At 67.1% G+C, this 21,747-nt stretch carries 17 protein-coding genes and 1 tRNA gene; 11 read left to right on the top strand and 7 right to left on the bottom strand.

The annotated features are described in order from the left end of the window. Positions 1 to 65: 65 nt before the first annotated feature. Positions 66 to 1,526 (bottom strand): aminotransferase-like domain-containing protein, encoded by a 1,461-nt coding sequence (locus L810_RS11530; protein ID WP_021158544.1) that lies wholly within the window; start codon positions 1,524 to 1,526, stop codon positions 66 to 68. 230 nt (positions 1,527 to 1,756) lie between these two features. Here L810_RS11530 and L810_RS11525 point away from each other — a divergent pair, with 230 nt between their 5' ends. The 7 genes from L810_RS11525 to L810_RS11495 all read left to right on the top strand — a co-directional run bounded on the left by L810_RS11525 (position 1,757) and on the right by L810_RS11495 (position 10,102). Then, entirely contained in the window at positions 1,757 to 2,446 is a 690-nt protein-coding gene (locus L810_RS11525; RefSeq protein WP_042974096.1) for a VOC family protein, read from the top strand. 54 nt (positions 2,447 to 2,500) lie between these two features. Continuing rightward, positions 2,501 to 3,409: a DMT family transporter gene (locus tag L810_RS11520; RefSeq protein WP_021158543.1), complete on the top strand. Its 909-nt coding sequence runs from the start codon at positions 2,501 to 2,503 to the stop codon at positions 3,407 to 3,409. Positions 3,410 to 3,561: 152 nt separating this feature from the next. Beyond that, positions 3,562 to 4,743 (top strand): aminotransferase-like domain-containing protein, encoded by a 1,182-nt coding sequence (locus L810_RS11515; RefSeq protein ID WP_021158541.1) that lies wholly within the window; start codon positions 3,562 to 3,564, stop codon positions 4,741 to 4,743. 42 nt (positions 4,744 to 4,785) lie between these two features. Continuing rightward, positions 4,786 to 5,244, top strand: coding sequence for a RidA family protein (locus L810_RS11510; RefSeq protein WP_006478174.1), 459 nt, complete (start codon positions 4,786 to 4,788; stop codon positions 5,242 to 5,244). A 13-nt stretch (positions 5,245 to 5,257) separates the two neighbouring features. Beyond that, positions 5,258 to 6,139: a PhzF family phenazine biosynthesis protein gene (locus L810_RS11505; RefSeq protein ID WP_021158540.1), complete on the top strand. Its 882-nt coding sequence runs from the start codon at positions 5,258 to 5,260 to the stop codon at positions 6,137 to 6,139. A 218-nt stretch (positions 6,140 to 6,357) separates the two neighbouring features. After that, complete coding sequence (locus tag L810_RS11500) at positions 6,358 to 8,697, top strand: bifunctional diguanylate cyclase/phosphodiesterase (protein WP_021158538.1); 2,340 nt, start codon at positions 6,358 to 6,360, stop codon at positions 8,695 to 8,697. Between the two features lie 196 nt (positions 8,698 to 8,893). Beyond that, a complete protein-coding gene (locus L810_RS11495; RefSeq protein ID WP_021158537.1) occupies positions 8,894 to 10,102 on the top strand; it encodes a chromate transporter in 1,209 nt (402 codons plus the stop codon). 48 nt (positions 10,103 to 10,150) lie between these two features. On the opposite strand, the gene L810_RS11490 is transcribed toward L810_RS11495, so the two are convergent. Then, positions 10,151 to 10,597 (bottom strand): multidrug/biocide efflux PACE transporter, encoded by a 447-nt coding sequence (locus tag L810_RS11490; protein WP_042974119.1) that lies wholly within the window; start codon positions 10,595 to 10,597, stop codon positions 10,151 to 10,153. A gap of 113 nt (positions 10,598 to 10,710) precedes the next feature. On the opposite strand from L810_RS11490, the gene L810_RS11485 reads away from it, so the two are divergent. Then, a complete protein-coding gene (locus L810_RS11485; protein WP_021158535.1) occupies positions 10,711 to 11,595 on the top strand; it encodes a LysR family transcriptional regulator in 885 nt (294 codons plus the stop codon). Positions 11,596 to 11,644: 49 nt separating this feature from the next. Here the strand turns inward: L810_RS11485 and L810_RS11480 are convergent, their stop codons facing one another. The 5 genes from L810_RS11480 to L810_RS11460 form a co-directional block, all read right to left on the bottom strand. Further along, complete coding sequence (locus L810_RS11480) at positions 11,645 to 12,103, bottom strand: CopD family protein (RefSeq protein WP_021158534.1); 459 nt, start codon at positions 12,101 to 12,103, stop codon at positions 11,645 to 11,647. Between the two features lie 251 nt (positions 12,104 to 12,354). Continuing rightward, positions 12,355 to 14,676, bottom strand: coding sequence for a DNA topoisomerase IV subunit A (gene parC / locus L810_RS11475; RefSeq protein ID WP_021158533.1), 2,322 nt, complete (start codon positions 14,674 to 14,676; stop codon positions 12,355 to 12,357). A 69-nt stretch (positions 14,677 to 14,745) separates the two neighbouring features. Continuing rightward, positions 14,746 to 16,728, bottom strand: a complete 1,983-nt coding sequence (parE, locus tag L810_RS11470) for a DNA topoisomerase IV subunit B (protein WP_021158532.1) — start codon at positions 16,726 to 16,728, stop codon at positions 14,746 to 14,748. A 242-nt stretch (positions 16,729 to 16,970) separates the two neighbouring features. Continuing rightward, positions 16,971 to 18,920, bottom strand: coding sequence for an ATP-binding cassette domain-containing protein (locus L810_RS11465; RefSeq protein WP_021158531.1), 1,950 nt, complete (start codon positions 18,918 to 18,920; stop codon positions 16,971 to 16,973). Positions 18,921 to 19,129: 209 nt separating this feature from the next. Next, complete coding sequence (locus tag L810_RS11460) at positions 19,130 to 19,534, bottom strand: DUF4399 domain-containing protein (RefSeq protein ID WP_021158530.1); 405 nt, start codon at positions 19,532 to 19,534, stop codon at positions 19,130 to 19,132. Positions 19,535 to 19,734: 200 nt separating this feature from the next. Here L810_RS11460 and L810_RS11455 point away from each other — a divergent pair, with 200 nt between their 5' ends. The 3 genes from L810_RS11455 to L810_RS11445 all read left to right on the top strand — a co-directional run bounded on the left by L810_RS11455 (position 19,735) and on the right by L810_RS11445 (position 21,536). Continuing rightward, the gene (locus L810_RS11455) at positions 19,735 to 19,917 is read left to right on the top strand and encodes a rubredoxin (protein ID WP_006398668.1); all 183 of its coding nucleotides are present in this window, start codon (positions 19,735 to 19,737) and stop codon (positions 19,915 to 19,917) included. 151 nt (positions 19,918 to 20,068) lie between these two features. Beyond that, positions 20,069 to 20,143 (top strand) — tRNA-Arg (locus L810_RS11450). A gap of 175 nt (positions 20,144 to 20,318) precedes the next feature. Then, a complete protein-coding gene (locus tag L810_RS11445; RefSeq protein WP_021158529.1) occupies positions 20,319 to 21,536 on the top strand; it encodes a tyrosine-type recombinase/integrase in 1,218 nt (405 codons plus the stop codon). Positions 21,537 to 21,747: the final 211 nt, after the last annotated feature.

Here is a 21,747-nt window from a genome sequence, read left to right as displayed (position 1 = left end):
AAGCGGTTTGCGCGCGTATCTGGGGATCGCACGCCCGATTTCAAGGGCCGGCGTGCGGCGCCCGGTTACGACGCGCGGCGTACGGCCGAATCGATATAGCGAGACAGCAGCCCCGGCAGCGCCGGATCGCCGCAGTTCGCGACGTTGAAGCGCATCCACGTCGACGGCGATTGCTGCGGCGAGAACAGGCTGCCCGGCGTCAGCAGAAAGCCGGCCTCGTGCGCGACCGCCGCGAGCGCGTCGGAGTCGACACCCGTGTCGGCCCACAGGAACATCCCGGCCGCCGGCATCGTGAAGAGGCCGAGCCCGGTGCGCTCGAGCATCCGCGCGGTCTTGTCGCGCACGCCGTCGAGCCGCGCGCGCAGCCGCTCGACGTGGCGCCGGTAATGCCCTTCGGTCAGGATCTTGTAGAGCACGCGCTCGTTGAGCTCGGGCGTCGTCATCCCGACCAGCATCTTCTGGTCGGTGACCGCCTTCGCGATCTCCGGCGCGCACGCGACATAGCCGACCCGCAGGTTCGCCGCGAGCGTCTTCGAATAGCTGCCGAGGTAGATCACGCGCTTCAGCTGGTCGAGGCTCGCGAGGCGCGTGGCCGGATAGCTCGGCGGGCACAGGTCGCCGTACACGTCGTCCTCGACGACGAGGAAGTCGTACGCCTCCGCGAGCTTCAGGATCCGGAACGCCTGCGCGGCCGACAGCGACGTGCCGGTCGGGTTCTGCAGCACCGAGTTGATCACGAGCATCTTCGGCCGCCACATCTGCACCAGCGTCTCGAGCGCGTCGAGATCGGGGCCGTCCGGCGTGTAAGGCATCCCGACGAGTTGCGCGCCCTGCGCCGCGAAACGCCCGAACATCTGGAACCAGGCCGGATCGCCGACGATCACCGCGTCGCCGGGCCGCATGTAGATCCGCGAAATCAGATCGATCGCCTGCGTGATCCCCGACACGAGCACGATCTGCTCGGGTTTCGCGCCGATCTCGACTTCGGCGAGGCGCGTCTGCAGTTGCTGGCGCAGCGGCAGGAAGCCCTGCGCGGTGCCGAAGCCGAGCATCTGCGCGCCGGACTGGCGCCCGAGCGCGCGCAGCGCGCCGGTAATCAGTTCGCCGTCGAGCCAGCGGCCCGGCAGATAGCCGAGACCCGGCCCCTTTTCCGGGCTGACGGTGTGCAGCATGTTGCGCAGCAGCCAGACGACGTCGATCGTGTTGTGCACCGGCGCGGCCTCGGCCACGCGCGCGACGCTGTCGGCCGGCTGCGGGCCGGCGGCCGTGCGCTCGCGCACGTAGAAACCCGAGCCGCGCCGCGAGTCGAGATAACCCTGCGCGACGAGCCGCTCATAGGCCTCGACGACGGTGAAGCGCGATACGCTCTTGTCGAGCGCGAGCTTGCGGATCGACGGCATCCGCATGCCGGGCCGGAACACGCGTTCGTCGATACGCCGCCGCGCCCACTGGACCAGCTGGTCGACGAGCGTGAGCGTGGCCGTATCGTGCGGCACGGGAATCTGGGCGAGTGGAACGGTGGACATGGGCGGCAGCTCCAACTGTACCGAAGGGTATCGCGCCGATTGTACCGTTACTGTGCCGGTAGCGACGATTACAGTTGACCGAATCGGCGACCATGCGGCCGCCGTTCCGGCACCGCCGCACCCGGCACCGCGCCCACCGGCCCGCATCGCGGCCGGTACGCCGGCCGGGCCGGCCACCGCCCGGCGCCTCGCCTGCCCACCATGACACTTTCGCTTCCCGACCGACGTTCATGCCAGCCCGCTCCCTGACACTCGACCATCTCGTGATCGCCGCGCGCACGCTCGACGAAGGCGTACGCCATGTCGCCGACGCGCTCGGCATCGAACCGGCCGGCGGCGGCCGCCACCCGCTGATGCGAACCCACAATGCGCTGTTCGGCGCGTGGGGCGGGCTGTACCTCGAGGTGATCGCGATCGACCCCGACGCGCCGGCGCCGGACGGCGCCGAGCCGCCGCGCGCCCGGCTGTTCGCGCTCGACGAGCCGGCCATGCACGCGCGGCTCGCGCAAGGCCCGTTTCTCGCGCACTGGGTCGCGCGCGTCGACCGGCCGCGCCACCTCGCGCTGTGGCAGAGCCAGTACCCGGCACGCATCGCGCCGGTCGTCGCGATGCGGCGCGGCGACCTGAGCTGGGGCCTCACCGTGCCCGACGACGGCGCGTTCCCCGCGTGGCAAGGCGCGGGCGACGGCCTCGTGCCGTCGCTGATCCAGTGGGACAGCACGCGCCACCCGTCCGAATCGCTGCCGGGCGACGGCGTCGCGCTGAAGGCGCTCAAGGGCGTCCACCCGCGCGCGGACGCGATCCGCGAGCAGCTCGACTGGCTCGGCGCCGCCCACCTGCTCGACCTCGAAGCCGCCGACGGCCCGCCCGCGCTCGTCGCCGAATTCGACACGCCGCAGGGCCCGCGCACGCTGCGCTGAGCCGCCCGCCGCCCCGCCCCTACCCAATACCGGCAACACGGAGACACCCATCCCATGAATTCGCGCGAAACCCGAGGCATGCTGCTCGGCCTCATCGGCGTCATGATCTTCAGCCTGACGCTGCCGATGACGCGGATCGTCGTCTCCGAACTCCATCCGCTGCTCAACGGGCTCGGCCGCGCGCTCGCCGCCGCGGTACCGGCCGGCCTGCTGTTGTGGTGGCGCCGCGAGCCGCTGCCGACCCGTGCGCAACTGAAAAGCCTCGCGATCACGTCGGCGGGCGTGATCATCGCGTATCCGGTGTTTTCCGCGTGGGCGATGAAATCGGTACCGGCGTCGCACGGCGCGGTGGTCAACGGCCTCCAGCCGCTGTTCGTCGCGCTGTACGCGGCATGGCTGTCGCACGAGCGGCCGTCGAAGGCGTTCTGGGCCAGCGCGGTGGCCGGCAGCGCACTCGTGATCGCGTTCGCGCTGCGCGACGGCGGCGGCACCGTGCAGGCCGGCGACGCGCTGATGCTCGTCGCGGTCGGCATCGGCGCGCTCGGCTATGCGGAAGGCGCGCGCCTCGCGCGCCAGATCGGCGGCTGGCAGGTGATCTGCTGGGCGCTCGTCGTGTCCGCGCCGTTCCTCGTGCTGCCGGTCGGCTGGCTCGCATGGATGCAGCATGCCGCGCATCCGGGCCCGCTCGCCCTGCGCACGTGGCTCGCCTTCGGCTACGTGACCCTCTTTTCGCAGTTCATCGGCTTTTTCGCGTGGTACGCGGGGCTCGCGATGGGCGGCATCGCGCGCGTGGGCCAGGTGCAACTGCTGCAGATTTTCTTCACGATCGCCTTTTCCGCGCTGCTGTTCGGCGAAACGGTCACGTCGTCCACGTGGCTGTTCGCGGCCGCGGTGATCGCCACCGTGGTGCTCGGGCGCCGCTCGGCGGTCGCCACCGCCGCGCAACCGGCTCGCGCCGGCTGAACAGGTGCGCCATAATGGACGTTTTGCCTGATCGGTTTTGCCCACCCGGCCGCGAAGGCTCGATCGCGCTCGCGCATGCCCACCCGGCAGCGTCGAAGCGATTTGCCCGAACGACCTTTCTTGACTGACCACGATATCCGAACGAGGAGACTATGAATCCGAGCGACCTGCATCCGCCGCACTGGCAGCTTTCCGAACGCGCCCGCAAGCTGACGAGCTCTGCGATCCGCGAAATCCTGAAGGTCACGGAACGCCCCGAGGTCATCTCGTTCGCCGGCGGCCTGCCCGCCCCCGCGACGTTCCCGGCCGAACGCATGCGCGCCGCCGCCGATCGCGTGCTGCGCGACGCGCCGGCCGCCGCGCTCCAGTACAGCGCGACCGAAGGCTACCTGCCGCTGCGCGAATGGATCGCCGAGCGCTACAGCGTGCGCGTGTCGCAGGTGCTGATCACGACCGGCTCGCAGCAGGCGCTCGACCTGCTCGGCAAGGCGCTCGTCGATCCGGGCAGCCCGATCCTCGTCGAAACCCCGACCTACCTCGGCGCACTGCAGTCGTTCTCGCTGTACGAGCCGCGCTACGTGCAGGTGCCGACCGACGAGCAGGGCCTGCTGCCGGAAGGCCTGACGCCGGAACTCACGCAAGGCGCGCGCCTGCTGTACGCGCAGCCGAACTTCCAGAACCCGACCGGCCGCCGCCTGCCCGTCGAGCGCCGCCGCGCGCTCGCCGCGTTCGCGCAGTCGAGCCCGTTCCCGGTGCTGGAAGACGATCCGTACGGCGCGCTGAACTACCGCGGCGAGCCGCTGCCGACGATGCTGTCGATGGCGCCCGACCATATCGTGCACCTCGGCACGTTCTCGAAGGTGCTCGCGCCGGGCCTGCGGATCGGCTACATCATTGCGCCCGAGGAACTCCATTTCAAGCTCGTGCAGGCCAAGCAGGCCACCGACCTGCACACGCCGACGCTCACGCAGCGCATCGCGCACGAAGTGATCAAGGACGGTTTCCTCGACGAGCACATCCCGACGATCCGCGAACTGTACAGCGCGCAGTGCGACGCGATGCTCGGCTCGCTCGAGCGCCACATGCCGGAAGGCGTCACGTGGAACCGCCCGGAAGGCGGGATGTTCATCTGGGTGAACCTGCCCGCGCAGATCGACAGCATGAAGCTGCTCGCCGCGGCCGTCGACAACCACGTCGCGTTCGTGCCGGGCGCGCCGTTCTTCGCGGACAACGCGCAGCAGAACACGCTGCGCCTGTCGTTCGTGACGGTGCCGCCCGAGAAGATCGAGGAAGGCGTCGCTCGCCTCGGCAAGCTGCTGCGCGAGCGCCTCTGATCCCCTTTTTCCTGTCACGACTCTCTACGAGGAATCGAATCCATGGCTAACGTCTACGACAAGCTGAAGTCGCTCGGCATCGAGCTCCCGACCGCCGGCGCACCGGCCGCCGCCTACGTGATGAGCGCGCAAAGCGGCAATACGGTCTACCTGTCGGGCCACATCGCGAAGAAGGACGGCAAGGTCTGGGCCGGCAAGCTCGGCGCGGATCTTCAGACGGAAGACGGCAAGGCGGCCGCGCGCTCGATCGCGATCGACCTGCTCGCGACGCTGCACGCGCACACCGGCGACCTGAACAAGGTCACGCGCATCGTCAAGCTGATGAGCCTCGTCAACTCGACGCTCGACTTCACCGAACAGCACGTCGTGACGAACGGCGCGTCGGAACTGATCGCCGAAGTGTTCGGCGACGCGGGCAAGCACGCACGCTCGGCCTTCGGCGTCGCGCAGATCCCGCTCGGCGCGTGCGTCGAGATCGAGCTGATCGCCGAAGTTGCGTAACGGGCGCAACACAGTGCCCGGCCGTCTCGTCCGCTTCAAGCAGGTCGACGTGTTCACGTCGGTGCCGTTCAAGGGCAACGCGCTCGCCGTGGTGTTCGACGCCGATTCGCTCGGCGACGACGCCATGCTCGAGATCGCTCGCTGGACGAACCTGTCGGAAACCACGTTCGTCTGCACGCCGACCGATCCGGAAGCCGACTACCGCGTCCGGATCTTCACGACGGCCGGTGAACTGCCGTTCGCCGGCCACCCGACGCTCGGCACCGCGCATGCGTTCCTCGAAAGCGGCGCGCGGCCGCGTACGCCGGGCCGGCTGATCCAGCAATGCGGGGTCGGCCTGGTTGCGCTGCGCGAGCAGGCCGACGGCTGGGCGTTCGCCGCGCCGCCGGCCCGCGTCACGCCGCTCGACCGTTCGGACTACGCGGCGCTGGCGGCCGCGCTGCGCAGCGACGCGATCGACCTGGAAGCCGAGCCGTGCGCGGTCGACAACGGCGCGCCGTGGCTGGTCGTGCGGCTGAAGTCGGCCGATGCGTGCATCGGCCTGTCGCCCGATCCGGCCGCGCTGGAGGCGCTCACGCACCGTTACGGCATGGACGGCCTCGCCGTCTACGCCCCGCACGCCGAAGGCGGCCCCGCGACGTTCGAAATCCGCTGCCTGATGACGGGCGGCAACTTCGGCTTCGGCGAGGACCCCGTCACCGGCAGCGCAAACGCCGCGCTGGCCGGGCTGCTGACACGGCAGGAGCGCCGCCCCGGCCCGTCGTATACGGCCCGCCAGGGTACGGCGATCGGCCGCGACGGCCGCATCTTCGTCAGCTATGCCGAAGACGGCACCACCTGGATCGGCGGCGATGTCGTCACGGTCGTCGACGGCACCTTCCTGTCACCCGTGTGACATTTCGCGATGTGCGATGGCGCCGGCCCGTCCGGCGCCCCCTACGCTTCGCCCAACTATCGCAAAAACGTTCCAGCCAGTAATATCGGGCCTAATCCGTTGTTTCGGAGGTCTGTCCATGGTTGCGTGTCCCGCGAACGAACAGACGTCGGGACAACCCGAACCATAGCCAGCCATCCTGACGGATGGCGCACGCGCGCAGGACGCCACCCTCTTCGATGAGCTCCGCCCGGCCCAACCACACGCCGCCGACCCGGCCGCTTCGCGCGCCGCGCAAATCGCGCCGGCGTGCGCTGTTTGCGATCCCGCTGCTCGGGATGCTGGCGCTTGCGCTGCTGTGGGCCGTGATCATCGCGCGTCTCTCGGTGGAAAAGGACAGCGCATACAAGGAAGCGGCGGCTTCCGCGGCGATCCTGTCCTCCGCGCTCGAGCAGCATACGGTCAAGGCGATCCACCAGGTCGACCAGATCACCCGCTTCGTCAAGTTCGAATTCGAGAAGTCCCCCGCGCGCTTCAACCTCGCGAGCGCCGTCGAGAAAGGCGTCGTGCCGAGCGACACGCTGATCCAGGTATCGCTCGTCAACGCGAAGGGCATCCTGTTCGCGAACACGGCCGAGCTGCATCCGCAGCCGATCAACCTGTCCGACCGCGAGCACTTCAAGGTCCACCTCGCGCACAACGACGACCGTCTCTTCATCAGCAAGCCCGTGCTCGGCCGCGTGTCGAGCCACTGGACGCTGCAGATGACACGCCGCCTGAACAACCCGGACGGCAGCTTCGCGGGCATCGTCGTCGTGTCGGAAGACCCGAGCTACTTCACGAACGACTTCTACAACAACGCGGCGATCGGCAAGGAAGGCGTGATCGCGGTCGTGTCCGATACGGGCGGCGTGCTCGCGCGGCGCACGGGCTCGGTCAGCAATGCGCCGGGCGCGTTTTCGGCGTCGGGCGTCTACCCGATCGCCGAGCGCGTGACGGGCACGATCATCGACCCGATCGACGGCGTGACGCGCATCGTGTCGTACCGCCACCTCGACGGCTACCCGCTCGCGGTGATGGTCGGGCTGTCGCAGACCGAGGAGTACGCGGACTACTACCACACGCGCAACGTCTACCTGCTGATGACGAGCTTCATCACGCTCGCGATGCTCGCGTTCTTCGGCGTCGCGACGGGGCTGATCGGCAAGCTGCTCGGCCGCGAGCGGGAAATGACGCAGCTCGCCGAATACGACCTGCTCACCGGCCTCGCGAACCGCTATGCGACGCTGCGCGGGCTGCGCAACGACGTGTCGATGCCGACGAGCCTGTCGCGGCTCGGGCTGCTGTTCATCGATCTCGACAACTTCAAGACCGTCAACGACACGCTCGGCCACAACGCCGGCGACATCGTGCTGCAGATGACCGCGTCGCGCCTGGCCGATGCGGTCGGCGACGAAGGCTCGCTCGCGCGGATCGGCGGCGACGAGTTCGTCGTCGTGATGAAGGGCGACGACGTCGAGCGGCGCGCGGTGCGGCTCGCGGAAGCGATCATCCGGATGTTCAGCGAACCGTTCGACGTGCGCGGCAGCTCGTTCGTGCTGCACGCGAGCATCGGCATCGCGCTGCACACGGTCGCGAACGAAAGCGAGATCGACCTGCTGAAGAAGGCCGATCTCGCGATGTACAGCGCGAAGGACGCCGGCAAGAACTGCTACCAGTTCTACGCGCCGCACCTGTCGCACCGCGCCGACCACCTGATGCGCTGGGAACAGCAACTCCGCGTCGCGCTCGCCGAGGGGCAGCTGTTCCTCGCGTACCAGCCGAAGATCGACCTCACGCACCGCCACATCACCGGCTTCGAGGCGCTCGCGCGCTGGGATCACCCCGAGCACGGGATCATCTCCGCGAACGAATTCATTTCGATTGCCGAATCGACCGGCCTGATCGTGCCGATCGGCGACTTCGTGATCCGCACCGCGTGCGAGCAGATCGCGCGCTGGCGCGACGAGGGCCACGATACGCTGACGCTCGCGGTCAACATCTCGCCGGTGCAGTTCTGGCGCGGCGACCTGATCGAGACGATCTCGAGCACGCTGCAGGAAACCGGCATCGACGCGAACCGGCTCGAAATCGAGATCACCGAAACCGCGATGATGGAATATCCGGAGCTCGTGTCCGAGAAGATCGTCGCACTGAAGAAACTCGGCATCCGGATCGCACTCGACGATTTCGGCACCGGCTATTCGTCGCTGTCGTACCTGCACCGCTTCTCCGTCGACACGCTGAAGGTCGACCGCTCGTTCGTGCAGGCGATCCCGAACGATCGCAGCGTGTGCGTGATGGTGTCGTCGATCGTGCATCTCGCGCGCTCGCTCGGGCTGACCGTCGTCGTCGAGGGCACGGAAACCGAGGAGCAGATCACGTGGCTGTCCGCACTCGGCGAAATCGAGGCGCAGGGTTTCCTGTTCTCGCGGCCGGTGCCGGCCGACGCGATTCCCGCGCTGATCGCACGCTTCGGCGTGCGCAGCGATTCACCGAACGTGATCGCACACCGCGCGACGGGCAGCACGGGCGCGTAAGCGCACCGTAGCCGTGGCGGGCGTTGCGTGCACCGTCATCGTTTCGTTTTCCGATCCAATTGTTTAGTTCATGAACTAGCGTTTTCGCTCATGGCCGTGTCACGATACGCGGCGGACAATCGGGAGGGGCAACGTGTCGGCGGGCCGCCGGCATGGCCATACGCGAGAGATCGGGCCCCGAGCCCATACCACCAAGATGACAACCGTCGAAATCGAAGCGACCGCTGATGTCGAACAGGCACAGGCTTCCCTGTGGGACCTGTTCAAGGTCGTTGCCAGCATTTCGGCGGTCTCGTGGGGCGGGCTTTCCATGATGGCGCAGCTCGAACGCCACTACGTGGAGCGGCTGCGGCGCATCGAGCCTCACGTATTCGGCGATCTCGTCGCGCTGGCCTGGCTCGTGCCGGGCCCCGTCGGCTGCAACGTGGCGATACAGGTCGGCCAGATACTGCACGGCCGCGTCGGCGCATGGGTTGCCGGCATCGCGAGCGTGCTGCCCTTCTCCATCCTGATGACGCTGTTCGCGATCTTCTATCGCACGCCGTTCGTGCGCTCGCTGGTGGCGCCGATGCTGATCAATCACTTCGGGATGGTGCTCGCCGCGCTGATCGGCGTCACCTGGGTCAAGCAGCTGCGCTCGCTCGCGCGCACACGGCGCGAACAGCTGATCGCCGCGCTGTCGACGATTCTGCTTGCTTTCGCGCATAATCCAGCCGCTTTCGTCGGGATTCTTTTCGCCGCGTTCGCGGCGGGCTGGCTGACCGGGCCGCCGCAGCGCGACGCGGTCGATTTCACGCTGTCGGCCCGCGACCGCAACCTGCTCGTGCTGCTCGGCGTGCTCGTCACGCTGTTCGCGGTGCCGCTGCCCGGCGATTACCAGGCGACGCTGCTGTGGCCGCGCCTCGCCGGCGCCGGCATGACGCTGTTCGGCGGCGGCTTTTCCGCGCTGCCCGTGCTCAAGACGCTGTTCGTCACGCCGGCAACGGGCATCTCCGATCACGACTTCACGCTTGCGTTCGCGCTGTCGCCCGTCGCGCCCGGGCCGCTGCTGAACGTCGTGCCGTTTCTCGGCTACCTGACCGACGGCTGGGTGGGCGCGCTGCTCGCGACGGCCGCGCTGTTCATTCCGTCGGGCTGCCTCGTCGTGTTTGCGCAGAACCATCTGTCCCGGCTCAAGCGCCATTCGCGTTTCGAGCACGGGATGCGCCTGCTGCGCGCGGCGACCACCGGTTTTCTCGTCGTCGCGGTCGTGAGGATCCTGCACCGCGAACCGGCCGACCCCGTTTACTGGCTGACAGGCGCCTTCGCGATACTTTGCTTCGCGCGCTTCAAGGTGCCCGTCTATGCCGTGTACGGCACGGTCGCGGTTGCGTGCGGCGTGTGGCTGTGGGCCGCCGCGCGCTGACGTGCGGCAGCGGCCGCCCCGTCGGCCTTGACCGGCATTCGCCCGTCCTCAACCCGCCTGCACCGCGACCCGGCGTGCCATCCAGCGGGCGCGCAGCGCGTCGTACGCAAGGTTGAAGCCGAACGTGTAGGGCAGGAAGAACAGCACGATACCGAGGTCGAGCAGCAGCGCCTCGACGAGGCTCACGTTCAGCCACCACGCGGCAACCGGCACCACCAGCACGACGAGGCCGAGCTCGAACAAGGCAGCATGCGCGATCCGCATGCCGAGCGTGCGCGACAGCCCCGCGCGTCGCTCGACGCGGTCGAACAGCGTATTGAACGCCATGTTCCACGCCATCGCGATCAGCGACACCATCACCGTCAGCACACCGACGTGCGACACCGGCATGTCGAGCAGCCACGCGCCGAGCGGCGCGCACAGCGCGATCGCGACCAGCTCGAACGTCAGTGCATGCAGCAACCGTTCCGTCACCGTTTTGTTGACCTGTTTCATGATTCCCTCCGATTCGTCCGCTTCGTTGATGGCCGCCATTTTGATCGGCACAACCGTATGAATCCAGTTTGATATCATCGGTTTTACCGATATAACGCCATCAGGAGCGCCGCATGCGCCACGCCCCCGAAGCCCTGCTCGCATTCGCCGAAGCCGCGCTGCTCGGCTCGTTCACGGCCGCCGCGCGCAAGCTCGGCAAGCGCCAGTCGACCGTGTCGGAGGCGATCGCGAACCTCGAGATCGATCTCGGCGTGCAGTTGTTCGACCGCTCGACGCGCGCGCCGACGCTGACCGACGCCGGGCGCGCACTGCTGCCGCAGGTGCAGCGCGCACTCGAGGCCGGCGCGGCAATCGACCGCACGGCCGCGCGGCTCGCGCGCGGCGAGGAAGCGCGGCTGACGCTCGTCGTGTCCGATACGTACCAGTCGAAGCGCTACGAGGAAACGTTGACGGCGCTCGAGCGGCGCTTTCCGGCGCTCGAGTTCGAATGCCAGATCGCCGAGCACGACGACGTGCTCGACCTGATCCAGCAGGGACGCGCGCAGCTCGGGCTGATGGCCGCGCGCGCGGCCTACCCGGCCGACATCGGCGCGGCGACGATCGCGGAGGAATCGGAGATCGGGCTGTTCGTCGGCCGCATGCACGCGCTCGCCGAATACGGCGACGCCGACGTGCCGCACGCCGCCCTGCGCGACGTGCGCGAACTGCGCCTCAATACCTATGTGAAAACGGAAGGCCGCGGCACCGGCGACCGGATCGTCGTCGGCACGCACCACTGGCTGGCACCGAGCTACCTGATGCTGCTGGAGATGGCCGTGCAGGGGTTCGGCTGGGCCGAACTGCCGCGCTGGATGGTCGACCACTTCGCGCGCGATCGCCTGTGCGAACTGCGTGCGCGCGGCTGGCCGCGCCGCGTGCGGGTCGATGCGGTCTGGTCGCGCAACCGGCCGCTCGGCCCGGTCGGCTCATGGTTGCTCGATGCGATGCTGGCCGCGTAGCGACGCAGGCCGATGCGCCGGCGGCCGCGCGCCGGCCGGCACCGGCAGGTCAGAAGCCGCGCGACAACACCGCCGCGCCGATCGTCACGACGCCGAGCACGAGGTTCACGAGGACGAGCAGGCGCACCGTATTCACCGCGCGCGCGCCGTCCGGCCACTTCTGCGCCTGCACCGCACGACGGATGCGCGGGAACAGTGCGAACCGGATATGCCCGAAGATCAGCATCATCACGACGCCGAGCCCGGCCATTGCATGCAGCGACCACGTTGCGTGCGCGCCGCCGAATTCCACGAGCAGGAAGCCGCCGGACAGCAGGATCACGATCACGGCACCCGACACCCAGTTGAAGAAGCGGCCGAACACGCCTTCGATCAGCGGCAACCGAAGCTGCGGCGACAGGTCGGACAGCGCCGGACGCAGGCAGAAGTTGGCGAAGACCATCCCGCCCACCCACACGGCGACGGCCAGCAGATGAAGAAACAGCGCGACGGAGACAGCATGGGACATGACGGCAATCCTGTGAGGAGTGGGGTACGGCGAACGGCCGCGTCGCACGCGGCATCGAGCGACGTTCGACCGGATTGTCGCCGCCCGGTTCAGACCCCAGGCGCGATTTCACACTATTTTGCAAGTTCCGCGTGACAGCGCCACGCTTGCTTACCCGAATCCCCCGCTCAAAAAGAACAGGCCGCACGCCCGCCGAAGCGGAGGTGCGGCCTTCGATCGCGGCCGAACCGGCCGATCGATCGCGCGTCGCGTCAGCCGAGCAGCGGACGCAACTCGTTGACGACCTTGAGCTTCGTCTCCGGTGCGCGGCCCTTGCGTGCGCGCTTGCCGACGTGCGGCGCCAGCCCCGCATACGACAGCGTCTCGTCCTGCGCCTTGCCGCCGCGGCCGGTACCGATCAGCACGACGCCGGCCGGATCGATCGCGAGCGCCTGAACGAGCGTTTCCTTGTCGTCGAGCGCCATCAGGATCACGCCGCGACCGCCGCCGGACAGCGTCTTCATCTCGTCCATCCCGAACACCAGCAGGCGGCCGCCGCTCGACAGGCACGCGACCTGCGTCGCGTTCGGCAGCACCGGCATCGGCGCGAGCGGCACCGCGCCCGCATCGATGGTCATGAACGACTTGCCGGCCTTCACGCGGCTCACCATGTCGCCGACCTTCGCGAGGAAGCCGAAACCGTTGCTCGACGCGAGCAGCAGTTGCTGGTCGGCCGGCGCCGCGTAGTAGTGCATCAGGTGCGAGCCCGATTCGAGCTCGATCAGCGACGTGACCGGCACGCCGTCACCGCGCCCGCCCGGCAGCACCGACACGTCGACCGAGTACACGCGGCCGCTGCTGCCCCACGCGATCAGGCGGTCCGGCGTGCGGCACTGGAACGCCGCGTACAGATGGTCGCCGGCCTTGAACGTGAAGCCGGCCGGGTCGAGCCCGTGGCCCTTCAGCGCGCGCACCCAGCCCTTCTGCGACACGACCACCGTCACCGGTTCGTCGACCACCTTCGCCTCGAACGTCGCGCGCTTTTCCTGCTGGATCAGCGTGCGGCGATCGTCGCCGTACTGCTTCGCGTCGGCCTCGATCTCCTTGATCATCAGCCGCTTCATCGCGTTTTCGTTCGCGAGCAGCTCCTCGAGCTTCGCCTTCTCGTCGCGCAGCGCTTCGAGTTCCTTCTCGATCTTGATCTTCTCGAGCCGCGCGAGCTGGCGCAGCCGGATTTCGAGAATGTCTTCCGCCTGCCGTTCGCTGAGGCCGAACGCGCTCATCAGCGCGGCCTTCGGCTCGTCCGACTCGCGGATGATGCGGATCACCTCGTCGATGTTCAGGAAGACGATCATCCGCCCTTCGAGGATGTGGATGCGGTCGTCGACCTTCGCGAGACGATGGCGGCAACGGCGCGTCATCGTCAGCTGGCGGAACTTCACCCATTCGTCGAGGATCGTCAGCAGGCCCTTCTGGCCCGGCCGGCCATCGGCGCCGATCATCACGAGGTTCAGCGTCGCGTTCGACTCGAGGCTCGTGTACGCGAGCAGCGTGTTCACGAATTCCGTCTGGTCGATCGTGCGCGACTTCGGCTCGAACACGAGCCGCACCGCCGCTTCCTTGCCCGACTCGTCGCGCACCGCGTCGAGCAGGTCGAGCATCGCTTTCTTCGTGTTGAGCTGCTCGGGCGTGAGCGTCTTCTTGCCGAGCTTGAGCTTCGGGTTCGTCAGCTCCTCGATTTCCTCGAGCACCTTCTGGCCCGACGTGTTCGGCGGCAGCTCGGTGACGACCAGTTGCCACTGGCCGCGCGCGAGATCCTCGATCTTCCAGCGCGCGCGCACCTTCAGGCTGCCACGGCCGGTTTCATAGGCCGCCGCGATTTCCGTGTCGCTCGAGATGATCTGGCCACCGCCCGGGAAATCCGGGCCGGGGATCAGGTTCATCAGCTCCGCGTGCGAGAGCTTCGGATTGCGGATCAACGCGACCGCCGCCGCCGCGACCTCGCGCAGGTTGTGCGACGGGATTTCGGTGGCGAGGCCGACCGCGATACCCGACGCGCCGTTCAGCAGCACGAACGGCATGCGGCTCGGCAGCGTCTTCGGCTCCTCGAACGAGCCGTCGTAGTTCGGCATGAAGTCGACCGTGCCCTGGTCGATCTCGTCGAGCAGCAGCTTCGAGATCGGCGTGAGCCGCGCTTCGGTGTATCGCATCGCCGCCGCGCCGTCGCCGTCGCGCGAGCCGAAGTTGCCCTGCCCGTCGATCAGCGGGTAGCGCAGCGAGAAATCCTGCGCGAGACGCACGAGCGCGTCGTACGCCGACTGGTCGCCGTGCGGGTGGTATTTACCGAGCACGTCGCCCACGACGCGCGCCGACTTCACCGGCTTCGCGTCCGGGCCGAGGCCCATTTCGTTCATCGCGAACAGGATCCGGCGCTGCACCGGCTTCTGGCCGTCGCACACGTCGGGCAGCGCGCGGCTCTTCACGACGCTGACCGCATAGCTGAGATACGCCTGCTCCGCGTAGTTGCCGAGCGTCAGCGCATCGCTCTCCGGCGCGCCGGAGTCGGCAAAGAGATCGGAGGTGTTGTCGTCCATCTGAATTCCGTATTCGTAAGTGGCGTGAGGCCGGGCCGGGCGTCATGCCCGGCCGCGCGGATTCCCGGCTTAAATGTCCGCTTCGACGTCGTTGCCCTTTTCCTCGAGCCAGCCGCGCCGCGCGGCTGCCTCGCCCTTGCCCATCAGCATCGTCATGCGCGCGACGGTCGCCTCGTAGTCGAGTTCGCCGAGCTTCACCGGCATCAGGCGGCGCGTGTCGGGGTTCATCGTGGTATCCCACAGCTGCTCGGCGCTCATTTCGCCGAGCCCCTTGAAGCGGCTGATGCTCCATTGCGTCTCGCGCACGCCATCCTTGCGGAGCTTGTCGAGAATCGCTTCCAGTTCGCCCTCGTCGAGCGCATAGAGCTTCTGCGCCGCCTTCTTGCCGCGCGCCGGCGCATCGACGCGGAACAGCGGCGGCCGCGCGACGCACACGTGGCCGCGCTCGATCAGTTGCGGGAAATGCTTGAAGAACAGCGTGAGCAGCAGCACCTGGATGTGCGAGCCGTCGACGTCCGCGTCCGACAGGATGCAGATCTTGCCGTAGCGCAGGTTCGACAGGTCGACGCTTTCATCGGGGCTGTGCGGATCGACGCCGATCGCCACCGAGATGTCGTGCACCTCGTTGTTCGCGAACAGGCGGTCGCGCTCGGTTTCCCAGGTATTCAGCACCTTGCCGCGCAGCGGCAGGATCGCCTGGTATTCCTTGTCGCGGCCCATCTTCGCGGAACCGCCCGCCGAGTCGCCCTCGACGAGGAACAGCTCATTGCGCGTAATGTCCTCGGTCTCGCAGTCGGTCAGCTTGCCGGGCAGCACCGCGACGCCCGAGCTCTTGCGCTTCTCGACCTTCTGGCCCGCGCGCGTGCGCGCCTGGGCTTGCTTGATCACGAGTTCGGCGAGCTTCTTGCCGTGCTCGACGTGCTGGTTCAGCCACAGCTCCAGCGCCGGACGCGAGAACGACGACACGAGCTTCACCGCGTCGCGGCTGTTCAGGCGTTCCTTGATCTGCCCCTGGAACTGCGGATCGAGCACCTTCGCCGACAGCACGAACGACACGCGCGCGAAGACGTCTTCCGCGAGCAGCTTCACGCCCTTCGGCTGCAGGTTGTGCAGTTCGACGAAGCTTTTCACCGCCTGGTAGAGACCGTCGCGCAGGCCGGATTCATGCGTGCCGCCGGCCGGCGTCGGGATCAGGTTCACGTACGACTCGCGCACGAGCGAACCTTCCTCGCTCCAGGCGACGACCCACGACGCGCCCTCGCCTTCGGCGAAGGTGTCGTCGCCCGAACGCGAATCGGCGAAACGCTCGCCTTCGAACAACGGGATCAGCAACTCGCTGCCGTTCATTTCGTCGAGCAGGTAGCCGCGCAGGCCGTCTTCATATTTCCAAGTCTGGCGCTCGCCGCTCTTTTCGTTGACGAGCACGACCTCGACGCCCGGCAGCAGCACGGCCTTCGAGCGCAGCAGGCGCTGCAGCTCGCCGAGCGGCAGGTTCGGCGAATCGAAGTACTTCGGATTCGGCCACACCTGCACGCGCGTGCCGGATTTCTTTTCGCCGCGGCCCGCGCCCTGCGTCGTGAGCGGCTTCACCACATCGCCTTCGGCGAAGCCGAGTTCCGCGATCTTGCCGTCGCGCCAGACGGTGACGTCGAGGCGCGTCGCGAGCGCGTTCGTCACCGACACGCCGACACCGTGCAGGCCGCCCGAGAACGTATAGGCGCCGCCTGCGGCCTTGTCGAACTTGCCGCCTGCGTGCAGGCGCGTGAATACGATCTCGACGACCGGCACACCCTCTTCCGGGTGCATGCCGAACGGAATGCCGCGGCCGTCGTCCTCGACCGAGACCGACTGGTCGGCGTGCAGCGTGACCGTGATCTGCTTGCCGTAGCCGCCGAGCGCCTCGTCGGACGCGTTGTCGATGACTTCCTGGATGATGTGCAGCGGATTCTCGGTACGGGTGTACATGCCGGGGCGCTGCTTGACCGGCTCGAGACCCTTGAGCACCTTGATCGATGCTTCGCTATAGGCCGCGCTGGGTTTCTTCGTTGACATAGGCGCTGAATTTCGTCATTCATCGGGACGTTGTCCACACCTCGTGTGGATAACGTCGTGGACAAAACGTTGAGTTCCGTAAAAAAGCGAATCGAAACAACGGTGTGCTTGGACTGCTCCGAAAGCGGGCGCGCGGCGTTGGCTGCGCTGCCCGGGACGCGCGGTATTTTACTGGTTCCGCGTGGCACGCCAATCGCGCAATCGCGCGCGGCGGCCGCCGGCCGCGCGACGCGTCATGCGGATTACGCCGGCTTGCGCTTCGCCTCGAGCGTTTCCCACCGTTCGAGCGCCGCGAGCAATTCGTCGTCGATCGCCGCGAACCGCTCGGTCAGGCGCGTGCCTTCCTGCGGATCCTTCGCGAAGATCGAACCGTCTTCGAGCCGGGCATTGATCGTCCTCTGCTCCTCCTCGAGCGCGGCGATCTTCTCCGGCAGCGAATCGAGCTCGCGCTGCTCGTTGAACGACAGCTTCACCGTGCGCTGCGCATTCCGGCCCGCGGCGCTTTTTGCCGGCTCGTCCTTGACGGGCGCCGCTTCCTTCACCGCACGCTTCGCGGCTTCCTGCTGCGCGAGCTGATCCGCGCGCGCGCTCTGGATCTGCCAGTCGGTGAAGCCGCCGACATATTCGCGCCACTTGCCGTCGCCCTCGGACGCGATCACCGACGTCACGACGTTGTCGAGGAACGCGCGATCGTGGCTGACGAGCAGCACCGTGCCGTCGTAGTCGGCCAGCAGCTCCTCGAGCAGTTCGAGCGTCGGGATGTCGAGGTCGTTGGTCGGTTCGTCGAGCACCAGCACGTTGGCCGGACGCGCGAACAGGCGCGCAAGCAGCAATCGGTTGCGCTCACCGCCCGACAGCGACTTCACCGGCGAACGCGCGCGCTCCGGCGCGAACAGGAAATCGCCGAGATAGCTCATCACGTGCTTGCGCACGCCGCCGATCTCGACCCATTCGCTGCCGGGGCTGATGGTATCCGCGAGGCTCTTTTCCTGGTCGAGCTGCGCGCGCATCTGGTCGAAATACGCGACCTGCAGGTTCGTGCCGGTGCGCACCGTGCCTTCGTCGGGCTTCAGTTCGCCGAGAATCAGCTTGAGCAGCGTCGTCTTGCCGGCGCCGTTCGGGCCGATGAAGCCGATCTTGTCGCCGCGCATCACCGTCGTCGAGAAACGATCGACGACCGTGCGGCCGCCGTAGCGCTTCATCACGTCGGTCAGCTCCGCGACGATCTTGCCGGACTTCTCGCCCTGCGCGACGTCGAGCTTCACGTTGCCCTGCGAATTGCGGCGCTCCGCGCGCTCGTTGCGCATCTGCACGAGCCGCGCGATGCGGCCGACGCTGCGCGTGCGGCGCGCTTCGACCCCCTTGCGGATCCACACTTCCTCCTGCGCGAGCAGCTTGTCGAACTTCTCGTTTTCCACGCGCTCGACTTCGAGCTGCTGCGCCTTGCGCGTCTGGTACGCCGAGAAATTGCCCGGGTACGACAACAGCCGGCCGCGGTCGAGATCGACGATGCGCGTCGCGACGCGGTCGAGGAACGCGCGATCGTGCGTGATGAACAGCAGGCCCGCGCGCTGCGCGACGAGCAGCTCTTCCAGCCAGCGGATGCCGTCGAAGTCGAGGTGGTTGGTCGGTTCGTCGAGCAGCAGCACGTCGGGCTGCAGCACCAGCGCGCGCGCCAGCGCGACCCGCTTCTGCATCCCGCCCGACAGCGCGTCGACGCGCGCGTCGACGTCCGCCAGGCCGATCTGCGCGAGCGTCATCGACACGCGCGTGCGCCAGTTCCACGCGTCGTGCGCGTCGAGCGACGACTGCAGCGCGTTCATCCGCGCGAGCAACGCATCGTGTTCGGCGCCTTCGGGCGTATCCGCGAGGCGGTGCGCGATCGAATCGTATTCTTCGAGCACTTCGCGCGTATGCGCGAGCCCCGACGCGACCGCATCGAACACCGTCGCGCCCGGCTCGAACTCGGGCTCCTGCGGCACATAGACGGTCACGAGCTCCTGCTGGCGCGTGACCAGCCCGTCGTCGGGCTTCGCGAGCCCGGCGACGATCTTCAGCAGCGACGACTTGCCCGCGCCGTTGCGGCCGATCAGGCCGACGCGCTCGCCGGCTTCCAGCGAGAAATCCGCGTGATCGAGCAACGCGACGTGACCGAACGCGAGCTGCGCGCCGGTAATGGAATAGAGCGACATGGGGAGACGGCGAAGAGAGAAATCGGAAGCGCCCATTGTACCGGTCGCGGGCGCCGGCACCGGTATGGCCGGACGGATAGGGTGCGAGACCGGTCGCGCGGGCCGGTTGCGGAAGATCGAGTGCCGCGCGTGCGGCGCGCACCCGCGCCCGCAGGCGCGGGCTCACTCCGTCACGAGGACGGCCCGGCCGCCCTCGCGGACAGGCGTGCTTACTTGACGTTCACGGAGATCGTCGAGCTCATTTCGGGGCCGTACGAGCGGTGCGCGCCGTCGCCGAACTGCAGTGTCAGCGTGTGCTGGCCAGGCGGCAGCCTGAGCTCGGTTTCGGTCTGCGCCTTGCCGAAGTGCAGCGAACGCTCGCCTGCCGGAATCACGTCGCCCTTTGGAATCGGCCGGCCGTCGATCAGCAGGTGATGATGGCCGGTATCCGGCGTCATGTCGCCGGCGGGCCGAAGCACCATCCCTTCGAGCCCGAACTTCACGAGCACCGGATTCGACACCGTCGCGCCGTCGCGCGGCGCTTCGAAAAACACGCGCGCCTCGGCCCGCGCGACCGTCGACACGGCCATCGCCGCCACGCATACCGCACTCGCGATCCACTTTTTGTTCAGCATCGCATTCTCCTGATGGTTGGACAGCCCGGGAAGCATACACCGCACGTACGGCATGTGTGTTCCGGTTGCGTTGTTCGCGATGCGTACGTTTAAAACGACGTTGCGGAGCCGTTCGGCGAAATTCCGGTACCATTGCGCCTTTCGTCCGCCGGCCAGGCCGCGGACGGCATCACCGGATTTCCATTTTCACCGAGCGCCACATGAGCGAAGTAACCGAATACCAGAGCTGGGTCTGCCTGATTTGCGGGTGGGTCTACAACGAAGCGGAAGGGCTGCCCGACGAAGGCATCGCACCCGGCACCCGTTTCGCCGACATTCCCGCCGACTGGCGCTGCCCGCTGTGCGACGTGGGCAAGGAAGATTTTGTTGTCGTCGATTTCTGATTCCACGATGTTCTGATCGCGGCTGATTGCGCGATCGCGCGCGTCGGCGTGCATTCCGCCCCGCCGACGCGCCGCGCGTTTGCTATACTCTGCGCGCTGTCCACACTGCCGTCCGGTTCGCGTTTTTTCGCGTGATCACCCGGACATGGCGCTCCCCGTAGTTCAATGGATAGAACAAGCGCCTCCTAAGCGCTAGATACAGGTTCGATTCCTGTCGGGGGGACCAAGAATCCTCCAAAGTTCCACCAGCCTCACCACAAGAACCCCGTCACGCTTGGCTGTGCGGGGTTTTTTTGTTGCAACTTCCACCAGCAACCCCCAGTGGAAACAACCCCCGAGTTGGGGTTGTTTTGGGGGTTCTGCAAAACACCCCCAGCAAACAACCCCCGAGGCACCAGCACATGGCGCTCACCGACCTCAAGGTCCGCACAGCCAAGCCCACTGAGAAACTACAGAAGCTTTATGACGGTGGCGGACTGCTGCTATTGATAACGCCGGTCGGTGGCAAGCGATGGGTCTTCAAGTACCGCGTCGACGGCAAAGAAAAGAGCTTGGCCCTCGGCACGTATCCGGATGATTCGCTCGCCGAGGCGCGCGCTCGCCGCGATAACGCGCGTGAGAAGCTCGCCGCAGGCGTTGACCCAGGCGAAGCCAAGAAAGCCGACAAGCGCGCTGCGCAGCTGGCCGCCGCCAGCTCGTTCGAAATCGTCGCGCGCGAATGGTTTGAGACTCAGCGCGGTGGATGGTCGGAGGTGTATGCAGCCAAGGTCATCAACTGCCTGGAAGTCGACGTATTTCCTCGACTCGGCGCCCGCCCTATCGCGAGCATCGATGCTCCCGAACTGCTGGCGATCATTCGCACTGTCGAATCTCGCGGCGTTCGCGAGACGGCCAAGCGGGTGCTGCAGCGTTCGCGTGCCGTGTTTCAGTACGGCATCGTGACCGGCCGCTGTACTCGAAACCCGGCGGCCGACATCGACGCGGAAACGGTATTGAAAAAGAGCGCGGGCGTACAGCATATGGCGCGAGTGAAGGCGACCGAGATCCCGCAGCTCACGCGCGACATTGACCAATACTCAGGCGATCTGGTCACGCGGCTCGCCCTGCGGTTCATGGCGCTTACGTTCGTGCGAACGAAAGAAATGATCCAGGCCGAGTGGCCAGAGATCAATGTTGATGCCGCTGAATGGCGCGTGCCCGCCGATCGCATGAAGATGCGCGATCCGCACATCGTCCCGCTTTCCCGGCAGGCAATTGACGTGCTGACACAGTTGCGCGCGATCAATGGTGAGCAGCGCTTCGTCTTCTACAGTGTGCAAGGCCGAAGTCATATCTCGAACAACACGATGCTGTATGCCCTGTATCGTATGGGCTACAAGTCGCGCATGACTGGGCACGGCTTCCGCGGCCTTGCAGCGACAGCGCTGCGTGAACAGGGATACAGTCGCGACGTAGTGGAGCGTCAGATGGCGCATGCGGAACGCAACCAAGTCACCGCAGCCTACGTCCACGCCGAGTATCTGCCAGAGCGTCGAAAGATGATGCAGCGCTGGGCCGACTACCTCGACGAACTGAAGGCAGGTGCAAAGGTACTTCCCTTCACATCATCCAATGGCTGATTGCAACGCCTGTACTAAAACGGGACATCGTATTGCCGCAAACCGATATCACGGCAGCCGCCACAGAGAAGGCCCCTCCGTTGCCGCCATGGACGTCGGGGCCTCCTCCCAACGCCGCGCCGATTAACTGCACCTCATCCTTGTTGGGGTGTACTGGTGACGCAACAGAACTGTGCTTGATATGTGAAATGGACGCACATCAACGGCTCAG

This window comes from Burkholderia sp. AU4i (assembly GCF_000466765.1).
GTDB classification, from domain to species: Bacteria; Pseudomonadota; Gammaproteobacteria; order Burkholderiales; family Burkholderiaceae; genus Burkholderia; species Burkholderia cepacia.
Note: the sequence above shows the minus strand (reverse complement) of the source record. Positions and strands in the feature narration are given on the sequence as shown.

Coding starts and splice junctions, on each gene's coding strand:
- L810_RS11530 (WP_021158544.1), bottom strand. CDS start 1,526: ATGTCCACCGTTCCACTCGCCCAGATTCCCGTGCCGCACGATACGGCC.
- L810_RS11525 (WP_042974096.1), top strand. CDS start 1,757: ATGCCAGCCCGCTCCCTGACACTCGACCATCTCGTGATCGCCGCGCGC.
- L810_RS11520 (WP_021158543.1), top strand. CDS start 2,501: ATGAATTCGCGCGAAACCCGAGGCATGCTGCTCGGCCTCATCGGCGTC.
- L810_RS11515 (WP_021158541.1), top strand. CDS start 3,562: ATGAATCCGAGCGACCTGCATCCGCCGCACTGGCAGCTTTCCGAACGC.
- L810_RS11510 (WP_006478174.1), top strand. CDS start 4,786: ATGGCTAACGTCTACGACAAGCTGAAGTCGCTCGGCATCGAGCTCCCG.
- L810_RS11500 (WP_021158538.1), top strand. CDS start 6,358: ATGAGCTCCGCCCGGCCCAACCACACGCCGCCGACCCGGCCGCTTCGC.
- L810_RS11495 (WP_021158537.1), top strand. CDS start 8,894: ATGACAACCGTCGAAATCGAAGCGACCGCTGATGTCGAACAGGCACAG.
- L810_RS11490 (WP_042974119.1), bottom strand. CDS start 10,597: ATGAAACAGGTCAACAAAACGGTGACGGAACGGTTGCTGCATGCACTG.
- L810_RS11485 (WP_021158535.1), top strand. CDS start 10,711: ATGCGCCACGCCCCCGAAGCCCTGCTCGCATTCGCCGAAGCCGCGCTG.
- L810_RS11480 (WP_021158534.1), bottom strand. CDS start 12,103: ATGTCCCATGCTGTCTCCGTCGCGCTGTTTCTTCATCTGCTGGCCGTC.
- parC (WP_021158533.1), bottom strand. CDS start 14,676: ATGGACGACAACACCTCCGATCTCTTTGCCGACTCCGGCGCGCCGGAG.
- parE (WP_021158532.1), bottom strand. CDS start 16,728: ATGTCAACGAAGAAACCCAGCGCGGCCTATAGCGAAGCATCGATCAAG.
- L810_RS11465 (WP_021158531.1), bottom strand. CDS start 18,920: ATGTCGCTCTATTCCATTACCGGCGCGCAGCTCGCGTTCGGTCACGTC.
- L810_RS11460 (WP_021158530.1), bottom strand. CDS start 19,534: ATGCTGAACAAAAAGTGGATCGCGAGTGCGGTATGCGTGGCGGCGATG.
- L810_RS11455 (WP_006398668.1), top strand. CDS start 19,735: ATGAGCGAAGTAACCGAATACCAGAGCTGGGTCTGCCTGATTTGCGGG.
- L810_RS11445 (WP_021158529.1), top strand. CDS start 20,319: ATGGCGCTCACCGACCTCAAGGTCCGCACAGCCAAGCCCACTGAGAAA.